Here is a 19,899-nt window from a genome sequence, read left to right as displayed (position 1 = left end):
TGAAGCAAGTTTTCAACACATTTACCCACAGGCAGACCTCATGCTCGCATGAAGCCATCTTGGTCTAATCTATGCAGAGCCATCTTGATCGCCACACGCTTAAGGAGCGCATGTATGTCCATCAAAGACCGGATCCACCCACTGCTGTTTGCTGGCTTCACCCTGCTCGCCGTCAGTGCCTGCTCGGAGCAAAAACAGGAACAAACCAGCAAAGAGATCGCCGACGCTGCGGCCGAGCTCAAACAGAGCGCGCAGGAGGCCACCGAGGCGGTCAGCGACACCGCCAGCGATGCCTACAATGGCATCAAAGAGGAAGCCAGTGAGCTTTACGACGCCAATAAGGACAATATCGACGCCGCCTCCGACGCCGTCAATGATGCCTATGAGTCCACCAAGGAGAGCGTCAGTGACGCATACGGCAATGCCAAAGAGAGCGTGAACGAAGCCTATGGCGATGCGAAAGACAGCGTCAGTGACGCTTATGGCGACGCCAAGCAAAGTGCCAGCGATATGGTAGACGAGCAGCAGCAACAAACAGCCGACGCCGTGGAGAATGCCGAAGCGGACGCCTTACAAAAGGCACAAGAGGAGATGGATGCGAAGCGCAAAGCCGCGGAAGAAGCCCTCGACCCACTGGGCGGCCAATAACCTGAGTTTTGGGGCATGGAGCGCCCCATCCATTGACCGAGCTGACGACCATCAAGCCCCTTGCTGACCCTGTCCCGAGACCGGGATCTGCAGCCGATTATGCAGGTACGCCACCCCCAGCAGGGTGATCCCCAGACCGAGAAACGACGCCACCCGCCACAGTCCGTCCAAACCGGCCATATCCCAGAAGAAGATCTTAAGGATCACCAACAGCAACGCCGCCGTGCCCAACTTTTGCACCAACGCCAAATGCCACCTCGCGGCCGTCAACAGCAAACCGATCCCCACCATGAGCCCCAACACCGAATAGCTGTACAGCTCCCCAACCAAGACCGGTTGATGCGGCAGCAGGCCACCGTGCCAGAGATGACGGATCTGTAAGATCAAAAACAGCAAGGCCGAGGCGCCCGCGAGGCCGATGATCGGCTCACGCCAGCGATCCCGTCGCAGTAGCGCCTGAGCCACTAACAGCAACGCCGGTGCGCCATAGATCAACAGCAACACATTCCACAGCGGCGTCGTGCCCACCGCCTGCTCGGTCCACAGTGGATTACGCAGCAACGCAAACAGCAGATACAGCCCCAAGCCCAACAACAGTTGGATCTCCGCCAGCCCGCCAAGCAAGCGACTCGGCGTCCGCTCACAACGGTAGCGATAGGCGGCACTGCCAGCCAGCAGCGTCATCACGTAGATCCCCGCTTCCAGCCAGCCGAACTCGGCCTTAAAGATCTGTCCATCGTACAGCTGATAGCGCGTGCACGCGGCCACCGCCAAAGCAAACAGCTGCAGCGTGCCCGCCTCGAAACTGAGCCGCAATGCGCGCGGGCCGGGCCGTCGATAGAGCAGCAACAAGGTCGTCAGCGCCAACAAGAAGCAACCCAGATAGGTCAACAACAGCGCCTCGCCACTGGCGCCGTATTCCGGTAACCAAGGGTTGAGGGTCAACCGCAGCACCACCGCCAACAGCAGCGCCCGGGCAACCAGATCCAGCGGGTTGCCCTGCCAGCGCAGCCCTTTGATCGACCAAGACTGATCCGGCACGTATCGCAACAGAGCAACCAGGGTTAACCACTGAGCCGACAAGCCCAGCGTCAAACGCAGCTCTTTGAGCGCCGCGATCAAAGCCAGGCTGATCGCCCCCTGCAGCGCCAAAATGAGGACGGCAGAAACCGCATCGCTGTGCATTTGCCGCCGCAGCCAGATCCACAACGTCATGCCGCTAAGCAGCGTCAGGCCCACAAACAGCCAAACGGGCAGATAGCCCCCCACCTGATGGGCCAAGCGCAGATCCACCAATACCGCCATCAACAGCGGCACGCCGGTCGCCAGCGCCATCCATCCCGCCTGTTGCCGGCGCCAGCCCAGTCTGCCCGCCAGCACCACCGCCAACACCGAGAACAATCCCGCCATCACGAGGTAGCCGGTATGCTGCACCGCCGGCAGCAGCGGCTTTAAGATCGACGGGCTGGAGAGGGCCAACAGGTTCAAGATCGGCGGCAGCAACGTCAGCAGCGGCCACCAACGCGCATGGCGGATCTCATGACGGGACAGCAGCAGGGCCAACAGCCAAAGTCCGGCGGCACCGGGGAACAGCCAAACCGTCACACTTTCCACTTCCAATATCGCCCACTGACAGAAGGCCAGCGCCGCCCAAACGACCAACAGACTTTGCCGCAGCGCCGCAGAGTGCGAACTTAATGTCGCCCCCGGCTGCAACCGCCAACCAAACAGCGGCAAAGCAAAACCCAACCAGGCCAACGCCGTCAGGTAGAGCGAGCGCCAACCGGACAACTGGGTCGGCTCCATCAGTGACAGCAACAGCCACGCCAGAGCGCCACCCCATACGCCCCACCATAACCAATCGCGGTAGACAAAGCGCAGCAACGCAAAGCCACCGGCCGCGACGATCAGGGCATAGCCCAGCGCGGCCGCCATGTTGTTGCTGCCGGTGCTGACCAACAGCGGCACAATAAACGCGCCGAGCACGCCTAGGGCGGCCAACACTGGGCCATGGCGCAGCGCCAGACCCATGCTTAGCGCCGAGATCAACGCCAGCAAGCCAAACACCCACCCCGGTGGCAACCAGCCATACAGAGCGCCGGACGCCAAAGTCGCGGCATACAAGATCAACGCCCCCGCTCCGGCACACGCCGCATGAATGCGCCCATCCTCGCGATACACCTTAAGCCAACTGGCCAGGCCGATCAGGCCACAACCAAATAGCACCGCAGCGCCGACGCGGATAGCCGGACTGAGCAGGCCGGACTCGACCGAATAGCGGATCAAGAAGATCCCCGCCAGCGCCAACGAAAAGCCGCCGATCAGGATCATCCAGTGGGTTTGAATAAAGGTAAGCCAGGCGGGAGACTGTGCCAATTCCGGTCGCGTCGGTACCGAGGAATAACTTGCCGCGCGAGGCTTGGCCACGGCTGGCGCAGGGGTGGAAAGAGGAGCGGTTGGGGGGAGTTCTGCCGCCGGCGACGTCTTATCCGCTCGACCCCGCTCAGGCGTCGCCGCAATCTTGTTACCAGCCGCCAGGCTCAGGACATGCTGGCGCAACGCATTCAGCTCCTGCTCCAGCTGGCTTACCCGCCCCTTGAGCCGACGCTGGCCAAAATAACCGGCGTAGCCACAAAGCAGGCCGCCCAATGCCACCAACAACAGCGTGACAGCCAGTACAAATTCATCCATGGATCATCCTAAACCCAAATAAAACAGAGATAAGGGTCTCAAAGGGTCAGCCATTAATAAAGGACAAATACCTTGGCGGTCTCAACAGCCGTCATCTTCAACAATGATGGTGACATCGCCATCGACACCATCGGTGCCACCGGACTCAATATATCGAACGAAACAGGGCTCATCCGGCGTCATCTTGAAACCAATGCGAACATTCGAAGAGTTGCTTTGATGACACCGCGCCCCGCTGCCAAAGCAGATCTCAAGCGCGTCATCCAACTCCAGCGCATCGAGGATCCCGGCATTACCCCCTTCAGGAAATGCTTCCGGGTAGCCATGTTTGATTTCAAAGATGACACTATCAACATCCAGATCAGCCCGACTGTCCGACTCGACACCGGCAACGGCGGCCTTGAGATAAACCAGCTCGGCGGTGGAAACCATGGCACCTTTGATCCCCTGCAATGTCGCCCGCCGAGCATCGCCAGCCAGATCGATAAACTTGGGCGCAGCCGTGACGGCCAGAATGCCGAGGATGATGATCACCACCACCAACTCAATCAGGGTAAATCCTTTTACAGTTTTCATGCGAGTCCTTCTCTAAAACAGGCTCCACTCTGTTTTAGCATAGCCAACCTTCCCCCCTTCCTTTGCGAAAACAGCTGGCAAAAACCCTTGTACACAGCGAGATATAACGCCATCAGTTCAGGGCGCCATTACTTGCATTCCGCCTCCTCTGCAGCATCACCACTAACACGCAATCCCCTAACAAACCCGATCACCACCGCGCTCACACTGCAGACCACGCCCATCCCGGCCGCCATCGCCGCCAGCGCCATCACGCCGTCGGCGCCCATCGATAACTCACCGAGTCGAATAAGGGTGAGAAACAGCGGCGGAAGCAGAGCAAGCAAGACGATCAAGCCAAACCAGCCAGGCCCGGTCCAATCCGCCATCCAACCCTCCATGAGCGATTCGGGCATGTCGCCAGGTCGGCTAGGGATGTTGACGTCGGTGGCCAGCAGCTGATCATTCCAATGCCACTGCACCTCGATATGGTCTTTGAGCAAGAACCTACGCACCCGCAGCATCAATCGGCCTGAGTCCGTGTCGACGCGATGACGGGTACGAAACGTCAATTCCTGTTTTTGGCTCACCAGCTGGTCGCCACAGTACAGCTTCTGCTCGCCCCACGGCTCGATGCACAGCACCCACTGCTGCCCCTCAATTTCGCGTTGTACCACTCTGCGTTGCATACCACTCTCTCCTTGGTGGGCAGACTAAACCGTCAGATCTTGCTCTTGCTTCAACTGGGCGGCGCCTTTTTGCACGCCCGCCAGCAGATGCAGCACCCCAGCGACCACGACCAATGGCCAGGACACGGCGGTCAGCCAATCCAGCGGGCCAAACGACTGCTGGGCAAAGTAATGCACCAGCAAGCGCGCGCAGGGCAGCAAGGCTAAGGCTGTCACCAAACTGATCCGCCCCATCAGCACCAACAGTTGGCGCACTGCCAGGGTGTAGCTGCCGGAGTCGGCTATCTGGCGAAACAGGCGCAGCGCGAGGATCAGCAGCAGATAGCCCAGTAAGATATGTACGCTGCCATCAACCAGCTCTCGCAGCCGCCACCAATCCTGCTTCATGGCCGCGCCGAACGCACCGCCAATGAAATGCCCGATCACAAAGGGCAGTACCAGCAGGCTCAGCCAGATCACCGTATCGCTGTTGGGTACCCGACTGCGGGCAAGGGTTTGAATGGGATCGCTCATAGCGGCTCCTTAGACAGATCATCCGATGGTTTTGTCTCGCTGGGTCCGCTAAGCCGCCAAACTTGCGCAAACCAAACGCCAATCACTCCAAGTCCACATGACAACGCGACTAAGGCGATAATCGCTAACGGAAGCTGCACGAGCGCCGCATCCCCCCCTAACAACCAAACCATGACATTGAAGCCAAACAGACAACCAAAGGGAAACCAGAAAGCCACACTGCACCACACCGGAATACGCCACTCCTGAACCCAGCTGGGATCGGCTGCGACTTCATCGGAAAACAAGCCTTTACGCTGCTGCACTAATGACAATTCACCGCGCAACCAGTTGACCAAAATGATGCAGTCTCGCCAGGAATCGACACTCACCACCACATCGATGAGACCGGTTTTCAGCTCGACGGTGTGACGGGTGCGCATTCGCCACGAGTGCCTATCGCTGACTAGCTCGCCGTCCAGCCAAACCTGCTCTCTACCACTCCATATCGAGCAGAGCACGACTATCGATTGGCCCTCTATCTCTTGCTCAAATCGCATCTTGCTCATCATCCTCTCCCTGTTGATAAGCCAATAGATCCGCCGGTTGGCAATCCAGTGCCCGGCATATAGCATCCAGCGTGCTGAAACGGACGGCTTTGGCTCGCCCGGCTTTCAATACACTGAGGTTTTGCGGCGTGATCCCGATGATCTCCGCCAAGGTATTCAGCTTCATCTTACGTTTGGCCAGCATCACATCGAGGTTAACGACGATGGTCATACCGTCAGATCCTGTTCATCTTTGAATTCGCCGCTGCGCTTTTGCAGGCCCGCCAGCAGATGCAGCAAGATCGCCAGTGTGATCAACGGAAAATCTATCCCGGACAAATAGGTCTGCACGCTAAGCACTTGCTCAAATCGCCAGTGCAACAACATCAGGCAAGCGGGGGAAATCACCAGTGCAAACAGCAGGGCGATCCGGGCGGTCAGCACCAGACACAGTCGGCTTTCAAAGGTAAACAGCCTATCTTGTGCCGCCAGACGAAACAGCCGGTACACCAGTACCGCTAACACCAACCCCGTCAACGCCCGATAGCCCCCCTGCTGCGCCAGCAGACCTGCGGCAAACTCAGACGCCTTAAAGGCTTCCTGTAAACTGAGCAACCAATAAACCAAACTGATCGGGCCCAGCAGCACGAACATCACTGCACCATCCCACTTAATCTGCCCATTAAAAAAACGCGCGTATTGCCGTAACGGATCCATCCATCACCCCTCGTATTCGTTCCCTGTTAACGTTTAATACACTAGCGCCGACACCGCTCCTTTATCAATCAAAAAGTATCGTTTTTCGATAAATAATTAACCTTAATTAAAAACCATCCGCAAAAAAGCCGGATCCACTGGGATCCGGCTTTTACGATGGTTCATCTTGCTGAGCGGATATCTACGAGGTCTCTTTAACCCATCACCTAACCGCCTTGCCCAGCCCTCGGCGGTAGATCAGCAGATACACCGCTGGAATGACGAACAAAGCCCAGATCGGCAGGTTACCCCGCTGCGCGGCTAACCTGCCCTACGAAGTTCCCAGGCTGCGTCGATAGATCAGCAGATACACCGCCGGAATGACGAACAAAGAGAGAAGTGGCGCAGTGACCATGCCGCCCACCATAGGCGCCGCGATCTTCTGCATCACCTCATTGCCCGTGCCGCTGCCCCACATGATGGGCAGCAGGCCGAAGAAGATGGTGGCCACCGTCATCGCCTTGGGCCGAATGCGCATCACTGCGCCCTCCAGCAAGGCGTCTTTCAAGTCCTGTTCGTGGCGCATCTCACCGCGTTCTTTGTGGGCCTTGATGGCGTTATTGAGATACACCTGCATCACCACGCCAAACTCCGCCGCCACCCCGGCCAGGGCGATCATCCCCACCGCCACCGCCACCGACAGGTTGAAGTCCAGCAGGTAGAGCAGCCAGGCGGAGCCCACCAGGGCAAAGGGCAGACTGAGCATGATCACCGAGGCTTGCACCATGGATCCAAAGGTCAGAAACAGCAGCAGGAAGATCACCGCCAGCATCAGCGGCACCACCAACTCCATCTTGGCTTCCACTCGCTGCATATACTCGTACTGACCGGCAAAGCTGACCGAATAGCGCGGTGACAGTGAAAGCTCGGAATCCAACGCCGCTCGCGCCTGCTCGATGTACTCGCCAATAGAAAGCGCACCGGCGCCGGCTTGCAGATCGACAAACACCCAGGAGATCAGCCGGCCATTTTCGCTGGCCAACATGGGTGCGCCGTCGCGAATGGACAGGCCTGCCAGATTCTGCAGAGGCACGTATTTACCGGTTTTGGTCAGTACCGGCAGCTTACGCAGCTTATCGAGATCGTCACGCAGCTCACGCGGATAGCGGATGTTGATGGGATAGCGCTCCTGGCCCTGCACCGATTCGCCCACCGTCATGCCGCCGATGGCCATCTGCACCACATCCTGAATGTCCCGCAGGGTCATGCCGTAGCGCGCCGCCGCAGTCAGATCCGGCTCAATGTCGATGTAACGTCCACCACCGGTACGCTGGGCAAAAGCCGACGCGGTGCCGGGCAGTTTGGCCATGATCGCTTCCACTTCACCGCCAATTCGCTGCAGTTCCTCCACATCCGCGCCGGAGATCTTCACCCCGATGGGGGTACGTACCCCGGTAGAGAGCATGTCGATGCGGGTCTTAATGGGCTGCACCCAGGCATTGGTCATGCCCGGCACCCGCACGGTGCGCTGCAGCTCATTGATGATCCCCTCCATGGTCATGCCCTCACGCCAGGTCTCGCGCGGATTGAGCATGATGGTGGTTTCCAGCATGGTCAGCGGTGCGGGATCCGTCGCCGTGGTCGCCCGGCCCACTTTGCCAAACACCCGTTTCACCTCCGGCACGGTTTTGATCAGCCGGTCGGTCTGCTGCAACAGCTCCGCCGCTTTACCGGCACTGAGGCCCGGCAAGGTTGTTGGCATATAGAGCAAGTCACCCTCCTCCAGCTCCGGCATAAACTCCGAGCCCATCTGCTGCATGGGATACCAGGCGCTGGCCAACGCCAGCAAGGCCAGCAGCAGCGTCACTTTGGGAAAGCGCAGCACGCCCTGAAGCACGGGGCGGTACAGGGCGATCAACACACGGCTGAGCGGATTTTTCCGCTCGTCCGGGATCTTGCCCCATACGAAGTAGCCCATCAGCACCGGGATCAAGGTAATTGCCAGCAGCGCCGACGCCGCCATGGCGAAGGTCTTGGTGTAGGCCAGCGGATGGAACAGCCGCCCCTCCTGCGCCTCCAGCGCAAACACCGGAATGAAGCTGAGGGTGATGATCAGCAGACTGAAGAACAGCGCCGGGCCGACCTCGACCGAGGCCTGTTGGATCAACCGCCAATGGGCCTCGCCCTCCGGCGCCTTGCCATGCTGCTCCCGGTGATGTTCCAGGTGTTTATGGACGTTCTCCACCATCACGATGGCCGCATCCACCACGGCACCAATGGCGATGGCGATACCGCCCAGGCTCATGATGTTGGCGTTCACCCCCATCCAGCCCATGACGATAAAGCTGATCAGGATGGACAGCGGCAGGGTCACCACCGCCACTAAGGTGGAACGGGCATGCAGCAAGAACAGCAGGCAGATCAGCGCCACCACACCGATCTCCTCCAGCACCTTGTGCTTGAGGTTATCCACCGAGCTTAAGATCAACTCGGAGCGATCATAGGTCACCACGATCTCCACGCCCTCCGGCAAGCCGGACTGGATCTCCGCCAGCTTGGTTTTGACGTTCTCAATGGTGGTCAGCGCATTTTCGCCATAGCGCATCACCACGATCCCGCCGACCACCTCGCCCTTGCCGTCCAGCTCGGCGATACCACGCCGCGCCGCCGGGCCGGTGCGCAGTTGCGCCACGTCCTTCATCAGCACCGGCGTGCCCGAATCCGACAACACCCCCAACGGGATCTCGGCAAAGTCCTGCAGGGTCTGACGGTAGCCGGAGGCGGTGATCATATATTCCGCTTCGGCCATCTCGATCACCGAGCCGCCCACCGCCGCATTGGCGTTATCCAGGGCGTTTTTCACCGCCATCAAGTCGAGCCGGTACAGCGCCAGTTTGTGGGGATCGACCACGATCTGATAGGCCTGCTCCATGCCGCCGACGGTGGCCACTTCCGACACCCCGGCCACACTCTGCAGCTCCAGCTTCAAAAACCAGTCCTGCAGGGATCGAAGCTGGGCCAGGTCCTGCCGGCCGGTCTTATCCACCAGCGCGTACTGGAATACCCAGCCCACCCCGGACGCGTCCGGCCCCAAGGATGGAGTCACCCCCGGCGGCAGTTGGTCCTGAATTTGCGACAGGTATTCCAGCACCCGCGAGCGGGCCCAGTAGATATCCGTGCCATCCTCAAAGATGACGTAGACGAAGCTGTCGCCAAACATGGAAAAACCGCGCACCGTCTGCGCACCGGGCACCGACAGCATGGCGGTGGAGAGCGGATAGGTGATCTGATCCTCCACCAGCTGCGGCGCCTGGCCCGGATAGGCGGTCTTGACGATCACCTGGACATCGGACAGATCCGGCAAGGCATCCAGCGGCGTGGTGCGCATCGCCTGCCAGCCATACAGCGCCACCACAGCGGTGATAATGAGCACCATGACGCGCTGCCGCAGTGAAGCGGCAATGATCTTCTCTAACATGGCGGTGTCTCCCACTCGGACCGATGATCAACACGCTCGATCAGGCGCCGCTGACGCAGTGAGACCACAATGATCTTCTCTAACATGGTCTGAGCCCCTTAGTGGTTATGACCAGCGTGCGGATCGGCCGCCGCCTCACCCGCACTCAAGCGGCGCAAACTGCCCTGAATGCTGGCCTCGGAATCGAGCAGGAACTGGCCGGAAACCACCACCTGATCGCCCTCATTCAGGCCTTCGAGGATCTCCGCTTTGCCCTGACTCATCATGCCCAGCTTGACCGGTACCGACGCAAAGCCGGTGCTGTCATGCTGCACCACCACCCGGTTTTCCCGGCCGGTCAGAATGAGCGCTTCAGTCGGTACGATCAGCAGGCCGCGCTTAGGCCCGCCATACAGCTCGACGTCCACTAAGGAGCCCGGTCGCAGCTGCTCACCGGGATTATCGAGCTTCACCCGCACCCGCATGGCGCGGGTGGTGGCGTCCAGCTCGGGGTAGATGTAATCGATCTGCCCCTCTATCTCAAACAACCCCTGCGGCGCCGCCGTCACATCCGCCGGCCGACCGGTTTCCAGCCAACCCTGCTCATTCTCAAACACATCGGCAATGACCCAAACTGTGGAGAGGTCCACCAACTCAATCAGGGTATTACCCGGCTGAATATACATGCCGTCGCGCAGCTCAATGGCACTGATCACGCCACTGCTTGGCGCGTAGAAAGGCACCCGATACAGACTCTCGCCGGAGCGCTCCACCTGGTTGATCACACGATTGCTCATCCCCAATAACTCCAGGCGTAACCGCGCCCGGCGCTTGAGATCGTCGCCGCGTTTCGGATCCTGCTTGGCATAATCCAGTGCCTGCAGGTAATCGTCCTGCGCATTGATCAGCTCCGGAGAGTACAGCTCATACAACAACTGCCCCTGCTCCACTCGCTGACCTACGGTGGTGACCGTCAGCTTCTCCACCCAACCGGTCACCCGGGTGTGCAGGTGAGAGATGGCATCCTCGTTGTACTGCACCTCGCCCAGCGTCTTGATGTACTGCCACAAGGTGCCGCGCTCGACGGTTTGGGTGCGCATGCCCAGTGCCTGCTGCATGCCGCCGGAGACGCCCACCACCACCTCTTCGGTCGCCGCGCCCACGGTGACCGCTTCCAGATCCATTCCGCAGATGGGACAGGTCGCATCGGCATCATCGGAGACGATGTGCGGGTGCATCGGGCAGACGTATTTGACCGTGGCCGTGGCTCCGGCTTCCACGCTAGGCAACGCCTGTGGCAGCGGATCTAAGCTGGCGAGTCCCGCCTCCGAATGTCCGGCGTGGGGATCATCGCCCACCTCTTCCTCTTCACTCTCCGCCACACCGTCAGCCGCAATGGGCTGAGTCAGGAACATATTGCAGATCCCGCAGCGGTCCCGCTCCATCCCGGTTTCCTCCGGGTGCATCGGGCAGGCGTGGGTATGCGCCTGTGCCGGCTCAGCGTCCGCGATCGGCTGGGTCAGGAACATATTGCAGATCCCGCAGCGATCCCGCTCCATCCCGGTTTCCTCCGGGTGCATCGGGCAGGCGTGAGTATGCGCCAGTGCCAGCTCAGCGTCCGCGATCGGCTGGGTCAGGAACATATTGCAGATCCCGCAGCGGTCCCGCTCCATCCCGGTTTCCTCCGGGTGCATCGGGCAGGCATGGGTATGTGCCAGTGCCGACTCAGCGCCCTCGATGGGCTGGGTCAGGAACATATTGCAGATCCCGCATCGATCCCGCTCCATCCCGGTTTCCTCCGGGTGCATCGGGCAAGCATGGGTGTGCTGAGTTTGAGCGTGCTGCGTATGAACATGGCCCGTCTGGGCCTCGGCGGGTGTCGTCGAGGCCCAGGCCCCCGGCGCGGCGGTCAAGGACAATGCCAACAAGACGGCCATGGCAACGCGGCCATGAATTCGTGTTACGGCGCGGCCGTTATGGCCGCCGCATGGATGGCCTTTGCGTACGTTACACATCGTGTGACTCCCTCAGGCCTCAATGGTGGCCATGATGATCATGACCGGCATTAGCGGCCATCGGCTCCAATGCCATGCCACATTTCGGGCACTCGTCGCCCGCCTTGCCGGTGATCTTGGCGTTCATCGGGCAGGCGTGCGTGTCGCCGCTGTGCGCCGCAACCGGCGTCAGGTTCATGCCGCATTTCGGGCATTCGTCACCAGCATGACCAAGGATCTTCGGGTGCATCGGGCAGTGGTATACCGATGCACTGTCACTGCCCTTCGGCTCCAGCCACATGCCGCATTTCGGGCAGCTGTCGCCGGCTTTACCGGTGACACCCGGGCACATCGGACAGTGATGGATCGCTTCGGCCTGCGTCTCACTCTTGGACTGAGCCACCGGCTCCAGCGCCATACCGCACTTAGGACATTCATCACCGGCGATCCCGGTAATACGCGGATGCATCGGACAAGCGTGGCTGTCTGCGGCCTGCTCTGCCTTGGCGTAATGTGGGCAGGCTTTGCCGCCCTGCTGGCCGTGATGTGGACAGTTTTCACCCGCCTCACCGGCGGCGTTGGCCGCGTGCATCGGACATGGGGTTTTGCCCGCCTTGGCGTGGGGACAATCGTGGGTCGCCGAGTGGGCGTGTGCCGGTTTTGCGTGCGCAGAATGCGGCTCCGATCCCAGCGATAGGGGGGACAAGATCAGAGACATAGCCAGGGCAGCGATGGTCAGTGCACGGCTAACAAAGCGGGAAAACAGGGGATTCATGGACAGCTCCAATTTCATTCAGTTTGGCGTAACGCCAAGGGATCTCAGCGCCTAGGGCGGAGACCAAAATCATGCATACAACAACACCACAGGCCGACAAATTGGCACTGCGGGTTCTACAGATGGAATGAAGGGATCAGGCTATCGGTGGTGGGCTGTCGAGAGACAAAGCCACGGAGTGGAACGATTTACTTTGAGAACAAGCTTGCTGAGCGGTCAGATCCAAAGCCGCCAATGCCGCGCTAGGCAAAGCCGTACCGGCTGGACTGAACACCTGACAATGACCGCACTCCCCCTCACAGGGAGCATTGGCATCATGGCAATCCATGACCGGTGCATCATCACAACAATCGTGGCTGGCGCTCTGTGCCATCGCCATCTTATCGCAATGCATCGCATCTTCAGCGTGGCCAGATGCCGCTGAGTCAATGACCGTACTCTGAGAGAGAACCTCAACATCGGTCGGCATCAAATGGACACGGGCAACCGCACCCTGAGAGATCAGGGCGAAGATCAGCATGAAGGTACTGAACAGTCGCATGGTTGCCTTTCCGATAGATGTCATCGCTCTTATTGTGGAGCAAAAGTGCTTCCCTGCCAATCATCAATGGACACCGGCACGCGCCCCTAACCGCCTCTCCTAAGGGTTAATGCCCGCTCTGCGGCAGGCAGAAATATCTCATTCACCCGCAAAGGCCGCCCCGACAACTCAAAGTGGCGACTGCGCCCCCACAACCCATCAGAAACAGTCTGGCCAATCGATGCGGCTATCTGAACGGCCCGGCTCTCCGGTCCATAGTGCTCAATCTGCAAAGGGCCCTGGCGCATACTCGGTGCGGTAAAAAGTGCCTCACCCAATGGCTGCCGCCCCAGATTCTGAAAATCAATATCGCTGTCGCGCAAGGTACTCTGAGGCACCTCCGTTAGCGCGTACACCCAGGCCACCCCATCGAGCCTCAGCAACACCTCACGCTGCCACAGCGGCTCGCCGAGCTGCCACTGTCGGCTATCGCAACGAGCAATGCCATGCCACTCCTGCAGAAGCACAACCTCGAACCGTCGACACTGGGTCTTCAATCGCAAAGTGAGGGAATTGGGGTCCCGCAACCAATGAGCCAAGATCGGCTCAGGTTGGCGGGCCAGTGGGGCATCCAGCGCGTGCATAAAGGGTCCTTGTTCCATTAACCGGCCCATAGTAGCAAACCCATCAGGCTTGCCAAAGCCAGCCACCTACAGGTACATTTCTGCCAAACCGATGTTGGATCGCAAGCCTGTGAAACTGTTCGCCTTTCTGTTTACTTCCCTGTGGTTCAGCGCAAACAGCTGGGCTGAGGATCTTCCCTTGCTGGACGCCAGCCAGGTGGCACATAACAATTACGGCTATTACGGCCTAGAGCCAGAGATCGTCACCAACTATCTGACCCATGGCCGCCGACTGGGCTACGTCCGGGTACAGGTTGAGCTGATGCTCAAAGACGCCGATACCCTAGAATTGGTCGAGCACCATGCACCGCTGATCCGCGCCACCGTGGTCGAGATCCTCGGCCAGCAATCGGAAGAGCAGATCAAATCCCTAGCAGGCAGGGAAACCGTTCGCCGCGAGATCTTTGAGGCCATTAACCAGCTACTGGCTCAGGAAACCGGCCAGCCACTGTTGGCCAACCTGTTGTTCGCCAAGTTTTTATATGATTAACGTTGAAGTGATCGGCGCCAGACACTGAGCTGGCGCCGGTCATCTTAGCGCCGTGTCCGGCTGTCCAGCAACGCCTGGCCCATCCCCACCAACAGCCCGCCCAGGTGCGCGTAATTCGCCATGTTCATAAAGCCCATAAAGCCCATAGCCAGCCAGAGCAATAGGAACCCGACATAAGCGGGCGGCAAGGCCAGCGGCGACTGAGGATCGAAACGCCCCGTTATCCAGCAATACCCCACCAACGCATACACCACGCCGGACAGGCCACCAAAGTTCGGGCCGATCAGGGCAAACTGGGCCAAGTTCGGCAAAGTGCCCGCGACCAGCAGCAACACCAGCAAGGTTCCGGCTCCGCGCTCGCGCTCGATCCGCCCTCCCAGATACCACCACCACAGCAGATTGAAGATCACGTGCATCGCAGAGAAGTGGATCAAGCTTGGGGTGAACAAACGCCAGCCTTCACTCAGACTCATCTGCTCCCAGCTTGGAAAGAAATGCATCACACCGAAGATGGATTCGGCAAAACCGATATTCCAAAACAGCCAGATCCCACTACACAGCAACAACAACAACAGGGTCAGCGGCCCAGACTGGGTGATCAACGACTGCACGAACTGCAACCCGGGCGCGCCGTAATCAAACCGAGCCCCCTCGCCACGCTGAGGCACGGCCCCGGATTCCCATGAAGCGGCCATATAACGACGGTGATAGGGCTCAGCCAAGAAGCGCTCATACTCCTCGCGCCCCCGGTGGTACTGAGGTGACTCCACCACAATGGCGGTCCCATCCTCGACAGGCTGCAATTGGGCCCTGATCCCTTGCGTCGCCATGTAATCCACCAGTGCCTGAGCGGCACGGGGATCACCAAGCACACCGATCTCCATCATGCGGGTTTCCCCTCAAAGGACACGCCCTGAGCCTTGGCCCAGCCTTCATAGCCGCCATCCAGGCTATAGACCTGCTCGAAACCCTGTTCGACCAGATAGCCCGCCGCGCCCTGAGAGGAGATCCCATGGTAACAACACACCACCAGTGGGTCGTCAAACTCCGCGTTCAGAATGAACTCAGCCAGGTTGCCGTTGTGCAGATGCACGGCACCAGGAATATGCCCGGCGGCATACGCATTGGCGTCACGAATGTCGACGATCTGCAGATCATTGCGCTGCTGAAGTTCACTAAATTGGGCCAAAGGCAAACACTGATATTGGGTCATGCAAACATTCCTATTGAACGATGCGATCAGTGTACTCGCTGGCTGAAGGAGAGACAAAAAGGGCGTCGCGAAGGGTGTATGCGGAGAGGTGCAGCGAGCTATTCAATTTCAGGAAACATTGTTACAGAAGACAAGGTCCAATCTTGTGCAGCGAGCTAAACATCACTGCACAAGAGAATTCGGCTCACTTGAGGAGTAATCGGGCCATCCATTGCTCGGTGGTTCGCAACTCGAGATCGATCCGTTCGCCATCCTCAGCCAGTAAATAGCATTTAGGATCGCGAACAAAGCCATACCATTCGTTGGCATGGTTGGGCTCATTCAGTATCAACTCGTAGTTTTTGCCTTCTGTCACAGAGATCGGCACGATCCAACCCGGCGAAGAAAAAAAGCTGTCGCCATCGTTTTCCATCAATTGCGTCCGGTAGCGCAGCAGAACGACCTGCTCATTTTCCAACTGTGCCTCGCCGGCCCGATTGGACATGGTCTCACCCGAAATCGACTTCATTTCAAGCCCTCGAGGCATCTGTATATGCGCCGCCATCGCGCCTTGGGAGACCAATAGTAATCCCAACACCCATCCTATATTTTTCATATTCACCCCTAACATTTATATCAATTAGCTTTTCATTAAGTGTTTCAGTGAATGTTGTTTATGCCGCTCGCCCATCCAAAGCAAACTCCATCCACATAAACTCAATTCATTAAGACTTCGACAACCTCAACTCAATGCTAGGTAAAGCTAGCGCTATATGGGATGACCTTGCTCACACAATGCATCGCTGAAGCATTAATTAAATAAAAATAAAAAATGCATAAACAAGAAAAATAAAAAGCCTTTAAAGCATTAATTCACAGCAATAAATCCCGCCAAAGGCCAGTAAGGAGAAAAATGTGCCCATGCCATTTAATGTCCGCCAGGCAAAATATCAAAGATCGCAATTTGCACTTTCACAGCCACAAGTGCGCCCCCTAATAAAACGCCCTCAACTTAACCTTTTAAATAATCAAAATTCAAATAATCAATAAGCCAGATATGACACGAACATCCACAACACCGGTTAATAAACGTATCCCTTGCGGCATAAAATCACATCCAAAGGTCAAGATTTAGCACAAACACTTGCTCTTGTTCGATTTAGCATAAAAGAGAAATGCGTGACAAAGCGGCGAACAACACGACGGATGCCACGCGCAACAGATAGATAGACGCCCCTTCATTCGGGACCCTCATGGAACGCAAGGTTCAGGCTGTGTTTGGCATGATTAAGCAAATATGAGTCATACAACCGAAGTACAGATTTCGGCGATCTTCAGGGAGTAAACGCAAACATTACAGCCAGTGTCTTGTATCCATCCAAAAGACTCCCCAAGCCCATCGCTCAGACACAATAGCGACAGATCGATTGCGGCAGCGCTTGGATCCCTCCAAGTCAATGACAGCACCCTGAGCCCCCCCAACCGAGCCGTTCATTTAACGCCCTATAATCTCGACTGTGACATCAACGGCGTCACACTCTCCTACCCCTTGCGACACTCGATGTGCTGCGCCAAGTCGCTTACCCGGTCCGGATCCAATGCTAGCACGTTGAAGGGAACAGACACCGTTCTCTTGCCCCGATGACCATACCTTCCGCTAAATCACCCGCAACCGCGACTCTGACTCGCCGCAGAGATCACCGCTTCCAGCTTCACACTCTCTGCTCGCACCGCCCCCATGATCGCCATTCACAAGCATCCGCACAGTTACCGCTAACAAAAGACGCTAAGTTGGCCGGATAACAACAGCAAGAGGTTACCGAAGTTGATAAAGCAATTGAGTCCATTGCGATTGGCGCTGGCCGTCGCCGTCACCCTAAGCAGCGCCACCGCGCTGGCTGAGCCCGCCCTCACCCCCTACTCCGAGCCGCCGGTGCAGCAGATCGGTGCGATCAGCCAAGTATTCAAGGAAGCCAATGGCGTTACCCTGCAAGCCGAGCAAGGCTTCCTGCGGGTCCATTTCGTCAAAGAGGGTGTGGTGCGGGTACGCTTTGCCGCCGAGCGCGAAGGGCTGGATAACGGCACCGGTGTAATGCTGCCACGGGAGGAGCCAGCACTGCCAGTAGCGCTCAAGCAAGCCAAAACGCAGGTTTCACTGAGCCTGGCGGATCTGACCGTGCAGATCGATCGCCGCACCGGCGCCTTAACCTACCTCGATGGCCAAGGCAGCCCAATACTACAGGAGAACCAACAGGATCCGCGCCGGATCCGCTCGATCCCACTGACCGAGTCGATCACCGGCAAGTCCCGGGTCGAACGCACCATTGATGGCGATCGGGAGATCAGCGAGATCAAAGGCAGTCAGACCGTCGGCCAAGCTTTACAGGTGCGCCAGCAGTTCCAGTGGCAAGAGGGCGAGGCCCTGTATGGCCTGGGCTCCCACGAAGAGGGGGTGCTGAACCTGCGCGGCACCATGCAGTACCTGTATCAACACAACCTCAAGGTAATGATGCCGGTGCTGCTCTCCACCCAGGGTTATGGCCTGCTGTTTGACGCCGGCTCGGGCATGCGCTTCCATGATGACGCCGAGGGCAGCTTCGTCCAGATCGAAGCGGCCAACCAGTTGGATTACTACTTTATTCAGGGCCCGGAGTTTGACGACATCATTCAAGATCTCCGCACCCTGACCGGTAAGGCGGTGATGCTGCCGCGCTACGGCTTTGGCTATGTGCAATCGAAACAGCGCTACAAAACCCAAGATGAGCTCGTCGGCATCGTCCAAGAATACCGGGAACGTCAGATCCCGCTGGATCTGATCGTCCAGGACTGGCGCTACTGGATAGATGGCCAATGGGGTGCCTTTAGCTTTGACCAGGAGCGCTTCCCGGATCCGAGCAAGATGGTCGCGGATATCCACGACATGGACGCCCGGCTTATGATCTCCATCTGGCCCAACTCCAACCGCTCCCCTCAAGCCGATGATTTTAAACAGCGCGGCATGGTACTCACCGGCGGCGCCTACGACGCCTACAACCCGGAAGCCCAGGATCTCTACTGGCAATACCTGAGCAATGGCCTTGGCAAACACGGGATCGACGCCTGGTGGTGTGACTCCACCGAGCCCAACAACTGGGACTGGAAATGGCGCTATGAGGACAAGGGGCCGGAGCAGCGCTTTAAAGGCAACCTGCGGGCGCTGGATCGCGGCATGGGTCAACTGCGGGCCAACACCTACTCGCTGCATCACTCGCAAGGGATGTACGACAACCACCTCGCCAGCGATAAAGGCACCCGCATGCTCAACCTGACCCGCTCCGGCTACCCGGGCCAGCAACGCTACGGCACCATTACCTGGAATGGCGACACCTCGGCCGACTGGCAGCTGTACGCCGATCAGATCCCCTCGGGGCTGAACTTTACGGTCACCGGCTCGCCCTACTGGACCATGGATGTCGGCGCCTATTTTGTAAAACCCGATACCGCCTGGTTCAACGAGAATGCCAAGTTCCCGGAAGGCGTGGACGATCTTGGCTACCGCGAGCTCTACACCCGGATGTTCCAATGGGCCGCATTCCTGCCGGTCATGCGCAGCCACGGCGCGGACACCCCGCGTGAGGTTTGGCGCTTCGGCGAGCCGGGCACGCCATTCTACGATGCCCTGACGGACATGCTGGATCTGCGCTACCGTTTGCTGCCGTACACCTACTCGCTGGCGGGCCAGGTGTACCATCAGGACGCCACCTTCAGCCGTCTGCTGGCGTTTGATTTCCGCGAGGACAGTCAGACCCACGACGTGAAGGATCAGTACCTGTACGGCCCCGCTCTGATGGTCAACCCGGTGATCGAGCCGATGTACTATCTGCCGGGCTCCGAGCCGGTCAAAGACGCGGCCAAGACCCGTGACGTCTACCTGCCCGAAGGCAGCCAGTGGCAGGACTTCTGGACCGGTGAGCGCCATGACGGCGGCCAGACCCTCAGCGCCGACGCGCCGATCGCCAAACTGCCACTGTTTGTCCGCGCCGGCAGCATCCTGCCGATGGGACCCAAGCTGCAGCACACCGGCGATCAACCGGATGCGGCCTGGGAGCTGCGGATCTACCTAGGCGCCGATGGCAGCTTCCAGCTGTACGAGGATGAAGGCGAAGGCCTAGGCTACCAACAGGGCGCCTTTGCCACCGTCGATCTGCAGTGGGACGACAGCAAGCGCACCCTCACCCTGGGTGAGCGTCAAGGCACGTTCGACGGCCTGATCAAGCAGCGCACCTTCAACCTGGTGCTGGTGGATAAAACCACCGGCATTGGCATCGAAGAGGCCAGCAAAGTCCATCGCAGCGTGACATACACCGGCAAGGTGCAGACCATTAAGCTCTAAGCCCCGCCCGGTAAACCACCCAAACGCGAAACGGCCTTATCATGAGGCCGTTTTTTGTTTCTGTCTCAATACAGTGCCAGCCGTCGACAAAAGACAA

General features: G+C 58.6%; 18 protein-coding genes. 3 read left to right on the top strand and 15 right to left on the bottom strand.

Features of this window, described 5'->3' with window-relative positions; translation table 11 throughout:
• Window positions 1–114 precede the first annotated feature (114 nt).
• Window positions 115–648: a hypothetical protein gene (locus ABEA08_RS15365; RefSeq protein ID WP_345336240.1), complete on the top strand. Its 534-nt coding sequence runs from the start codon at window positions 115–117 to the stop codon at window positions 646–648.
• A gap of 51 nt (window positions 649–699) precedes the next feature.
• Here the strand turns inward: ABEA08_RS15365 and ABEA08_RS15360 are convergent, their stop codons facing one another.
• The 12 genes from ABEA08_RS15360 to ABEA08_RS15305 form a co-directional block, all read right to left on the bottom strand.
• Window positions 700–3,339 carry a DUF2339 domain-containing protein gene (locus ABEA08_RS15360; protein WP_345336239.1) on the bottom strand — a complete coding sequence of 880 codons (2,640 nt, stop codon included), beginning with the start codon at window positions 3,337–3,339 and terminating at the stop codon, window positions 700–702.
• 81 nt (window positions 3,340–3,420) lie between these two features.
• Window positions 3,421–3,915, bottom strand: coding sequence for a prepilin-type N-terminal cleavage/methylation domain-containing protein (locus ABEA08_RS15355; protein WP_345336238.1), 495 nt, complete (start codon window positions 3,913–3,915; stop codon window positions 3,421–3,423).
• Between the two features lie 128 nt (window positions 3,916–4,043).
• Window positions 4,044–4,583 (bottom strand): hypothetical protein, encoded by a 540-nt coding sequence (locus tag ABEA08_RS15350; RefSeq protein ID WP_345336237.1) that lies wholly within the window; start codon window positions 4,581–4,583, stop codon window positions 4,044–4,046.
• Window positions 4,584–4,607: 24 nt separating this feature from the next.
• A complete protein-coding gene (locus tag ABEA08_RS15345) occupies window positions 4,608–5,096 on the bottom strand; it encodes a DUF2975 domain-containing protein (protein ID WP_345336236.1) in 489 nt (162 codons plus the stop codon).
• Complete coding sequence (locus ABEA08_RS15340) at window positions 5,093–5,647, bottom strand: hypothetical protein (protein ID WP_345336235.1); 555 nt, start codon at window positions 5,645–5,647, stop codon at window positions 5,093–5,095. The genes ABEA08_RS15345 and ABEA08_RS15340 overlap by 4 nt, the downstream gene beginning before the upstream one ends.
• On the bottom strand, window positions 5,625–5,855 hold the full coding sequence (locus ABEA08_RS15335) for a helix-turn-helix domain-containing protein (protein WP_345336234.1): 231 nt from the start codon (window positions 5,853–5,855) through the stop codon (window positions 5,625–5,627). The genes ABEA08_RS15340 and ABEA08_RS15335 overlap by 23 nt, the downstream gene beginning before the upstream one ends.
• Window positions 5,852–6,340 carry a DUF2975 domain-containing protein gene (locus ABEA08_RS15330; RefSeq protein ID WP_345336233.1) on the bottom strand — a complete coding sequence of 163 codons (489 nt, stop codon included), beginning with the start codon at window positions 6,338–6,340 and terminating at the stop codon, window positions 5,852–5,854. The genes ABEA08_RS15335 and ABEA08_RS15330 overlap by 4 nt, the downstream gene beginning before the upstream one ends.
• A 310-nt stretch (window positions 6,341–6,650) precedes the next feature.
• Window positions 6,651–9,797, bottom strand: a complete 3,147-nt coding sequence (locus ABEA08_RS15325) for an efflux RND transporter permease subunit (RefSeq protein WP_345336232.1) — start codon at window positions 9,795–9,797, stop codon at window positions 6,651–6,653.
• Window positions 9,798–9,895: 98 nt separating this feature from the next.
• A complete protein-coding gene (locus ABEA08_RS15320; protein ID WP_345336231.1) occupies window positions 9,896–11,791 on the bottom strand; it encodes an efflux RND transporter periplasmic adaptor subunit in 1,896 nt (631 codons plus the stop codon).
• 19 nt (window positions 11,792–11,810) lie between these two features.
• Window positions 11,811–12,545, bottom strand: coding sequence for a heavy metal-binding domain-containing protein (locus ABEA08_RS15315; RefSeq protein ID WP_345336230.1), 735 nt, complete (start codon window positions 12,543–12,545; stop codon window positions 11,811–11,813).
• 136 nt (window positions 12,546–12,681) lie between these two features.
• The gene (locus ABEA08_RS15310) at window positions 12,682–13,086 is read right to left on the bottom strand and encodes a hypothetical protein (RefSeq protein WP_345336229.1); all 405 of its coding nucleotides are present in this window, start codon (window positions 13,084–13,086) and stop codon (window positions 12,682–12,684) included.
• A gap of 86 nt (window positions 13,087–13,172) precedes the next feature.
• Entirely contained in the window at window positions 13,173–13,727 is a 555-nt protein-coding gene (locus ABEA08_RS15305) for a chorismate--pyruvate lyase family protein (protein WP_345336228.1), read from the bottom strand.
• Between the two features lie 91 nt (window positions 13,728–13,818).
• Here ABEA08_RS15305 and ABEA08_RS15300 point away from each other — a divergent pair, with 91 nt between their 5' ends.
• On the top strand, window positions 13,819–14,238 hold the full coding sequence (locus tag ABEA08_RS15300) for a flagellar basal body-associated protein FliL (protein WP_345336227.1): 420 nt from the start codon (window positions 13,819–13,821) through the stop codon (window positions 14,236–14,238).
• 44 nt (window positions 14,239–14,282) lie between these two features.
• Here ABEA08_RS15300 and glpG read toward each other — a convergent pair whose 3' ends face one another.
• The 3 genes from glpG to ABEA08_RS15285 all read right to left on the bottom strand — a co-directional run bounded on the left by glpG (window position 14,283) and on the right by ABEA08_RS15285 (window position 15,977).
• Window positions 14,283–15,125 carry a rhomboid family intramembrane serine protease GlpG gene (gene glpG, locus ABEA08_RS15295; protein WP_345336226.1) on the bottom strand — a complete coding sequence of 281 codons (843 nt, stop codon included), beginning with the start codon at window positions 15,123–15,125 and terminating at the stop codon, window positions 14,283–14,285.
• Window positions 15,122–15,451 (bottom strand): thiosulfate sulfurtransferase GlpE, encoded by a 330-nt coding sequence (gene glpE, locus ABEA08_RS15290; protein ID WP_345336225.1) that lies wholly within the window; start codon window positions 15,449–15,451, stop codon window positions 15,122–15,124. Before glpE ends, glpG begins: the two co-directional genes overlap by 4 nt.
• A gap of 184 nt (window positions 15,452–15,635) precedes the next feature.
• Window positions 15,636–15,977, bottom strand: a complete 342-nt coding sequence (locus ABEA08_RS15285) for a DUF2057 family protein (RefSeq protein ID WP_345336256.1) — start codon at window positions 15,975–15,977, stop codon at window positions 15,636–15,638.
• A gap of 1,278 nt (window positions 15,978–17,255) precedes the next feature.
• On the opposite strand from ABEA08_RS15285, the gene ABEA08_RS15280 reads away from it, so the two are divergent.
• Window positions 17,256–19,802 carry a glycoside hydrolase family 31 protein gene (locus ABEA08_RS15280; protein WP_345336224.1) on the top strand — a complete coding sequence of 849 codons (2,547 nt, stop codon included), beginning with the start codon at window positions 17,256–17,258 and terminating at the stop codon, window positions 19,800–19,802.
• Window positions 19,803–19,899: the final 97 nt, after the last annotated feature.

It is taken from the genome of Ferrimonas pelagia, assembly GCF_039543565.1.
GTDB classification, from domain to species: domain Bacteria; phylum Pseudomonadota; class Gammaproteobacteria; order Enterobacterales; family Shewanellaceae; genus Ferrimonas; species Ferrimonas pelagia.
The sequence above is the reverse complement of the archived record's forward strand: the minus strand, read 5'-3'. Positions and strand labels throughout refer to the sequence as shown.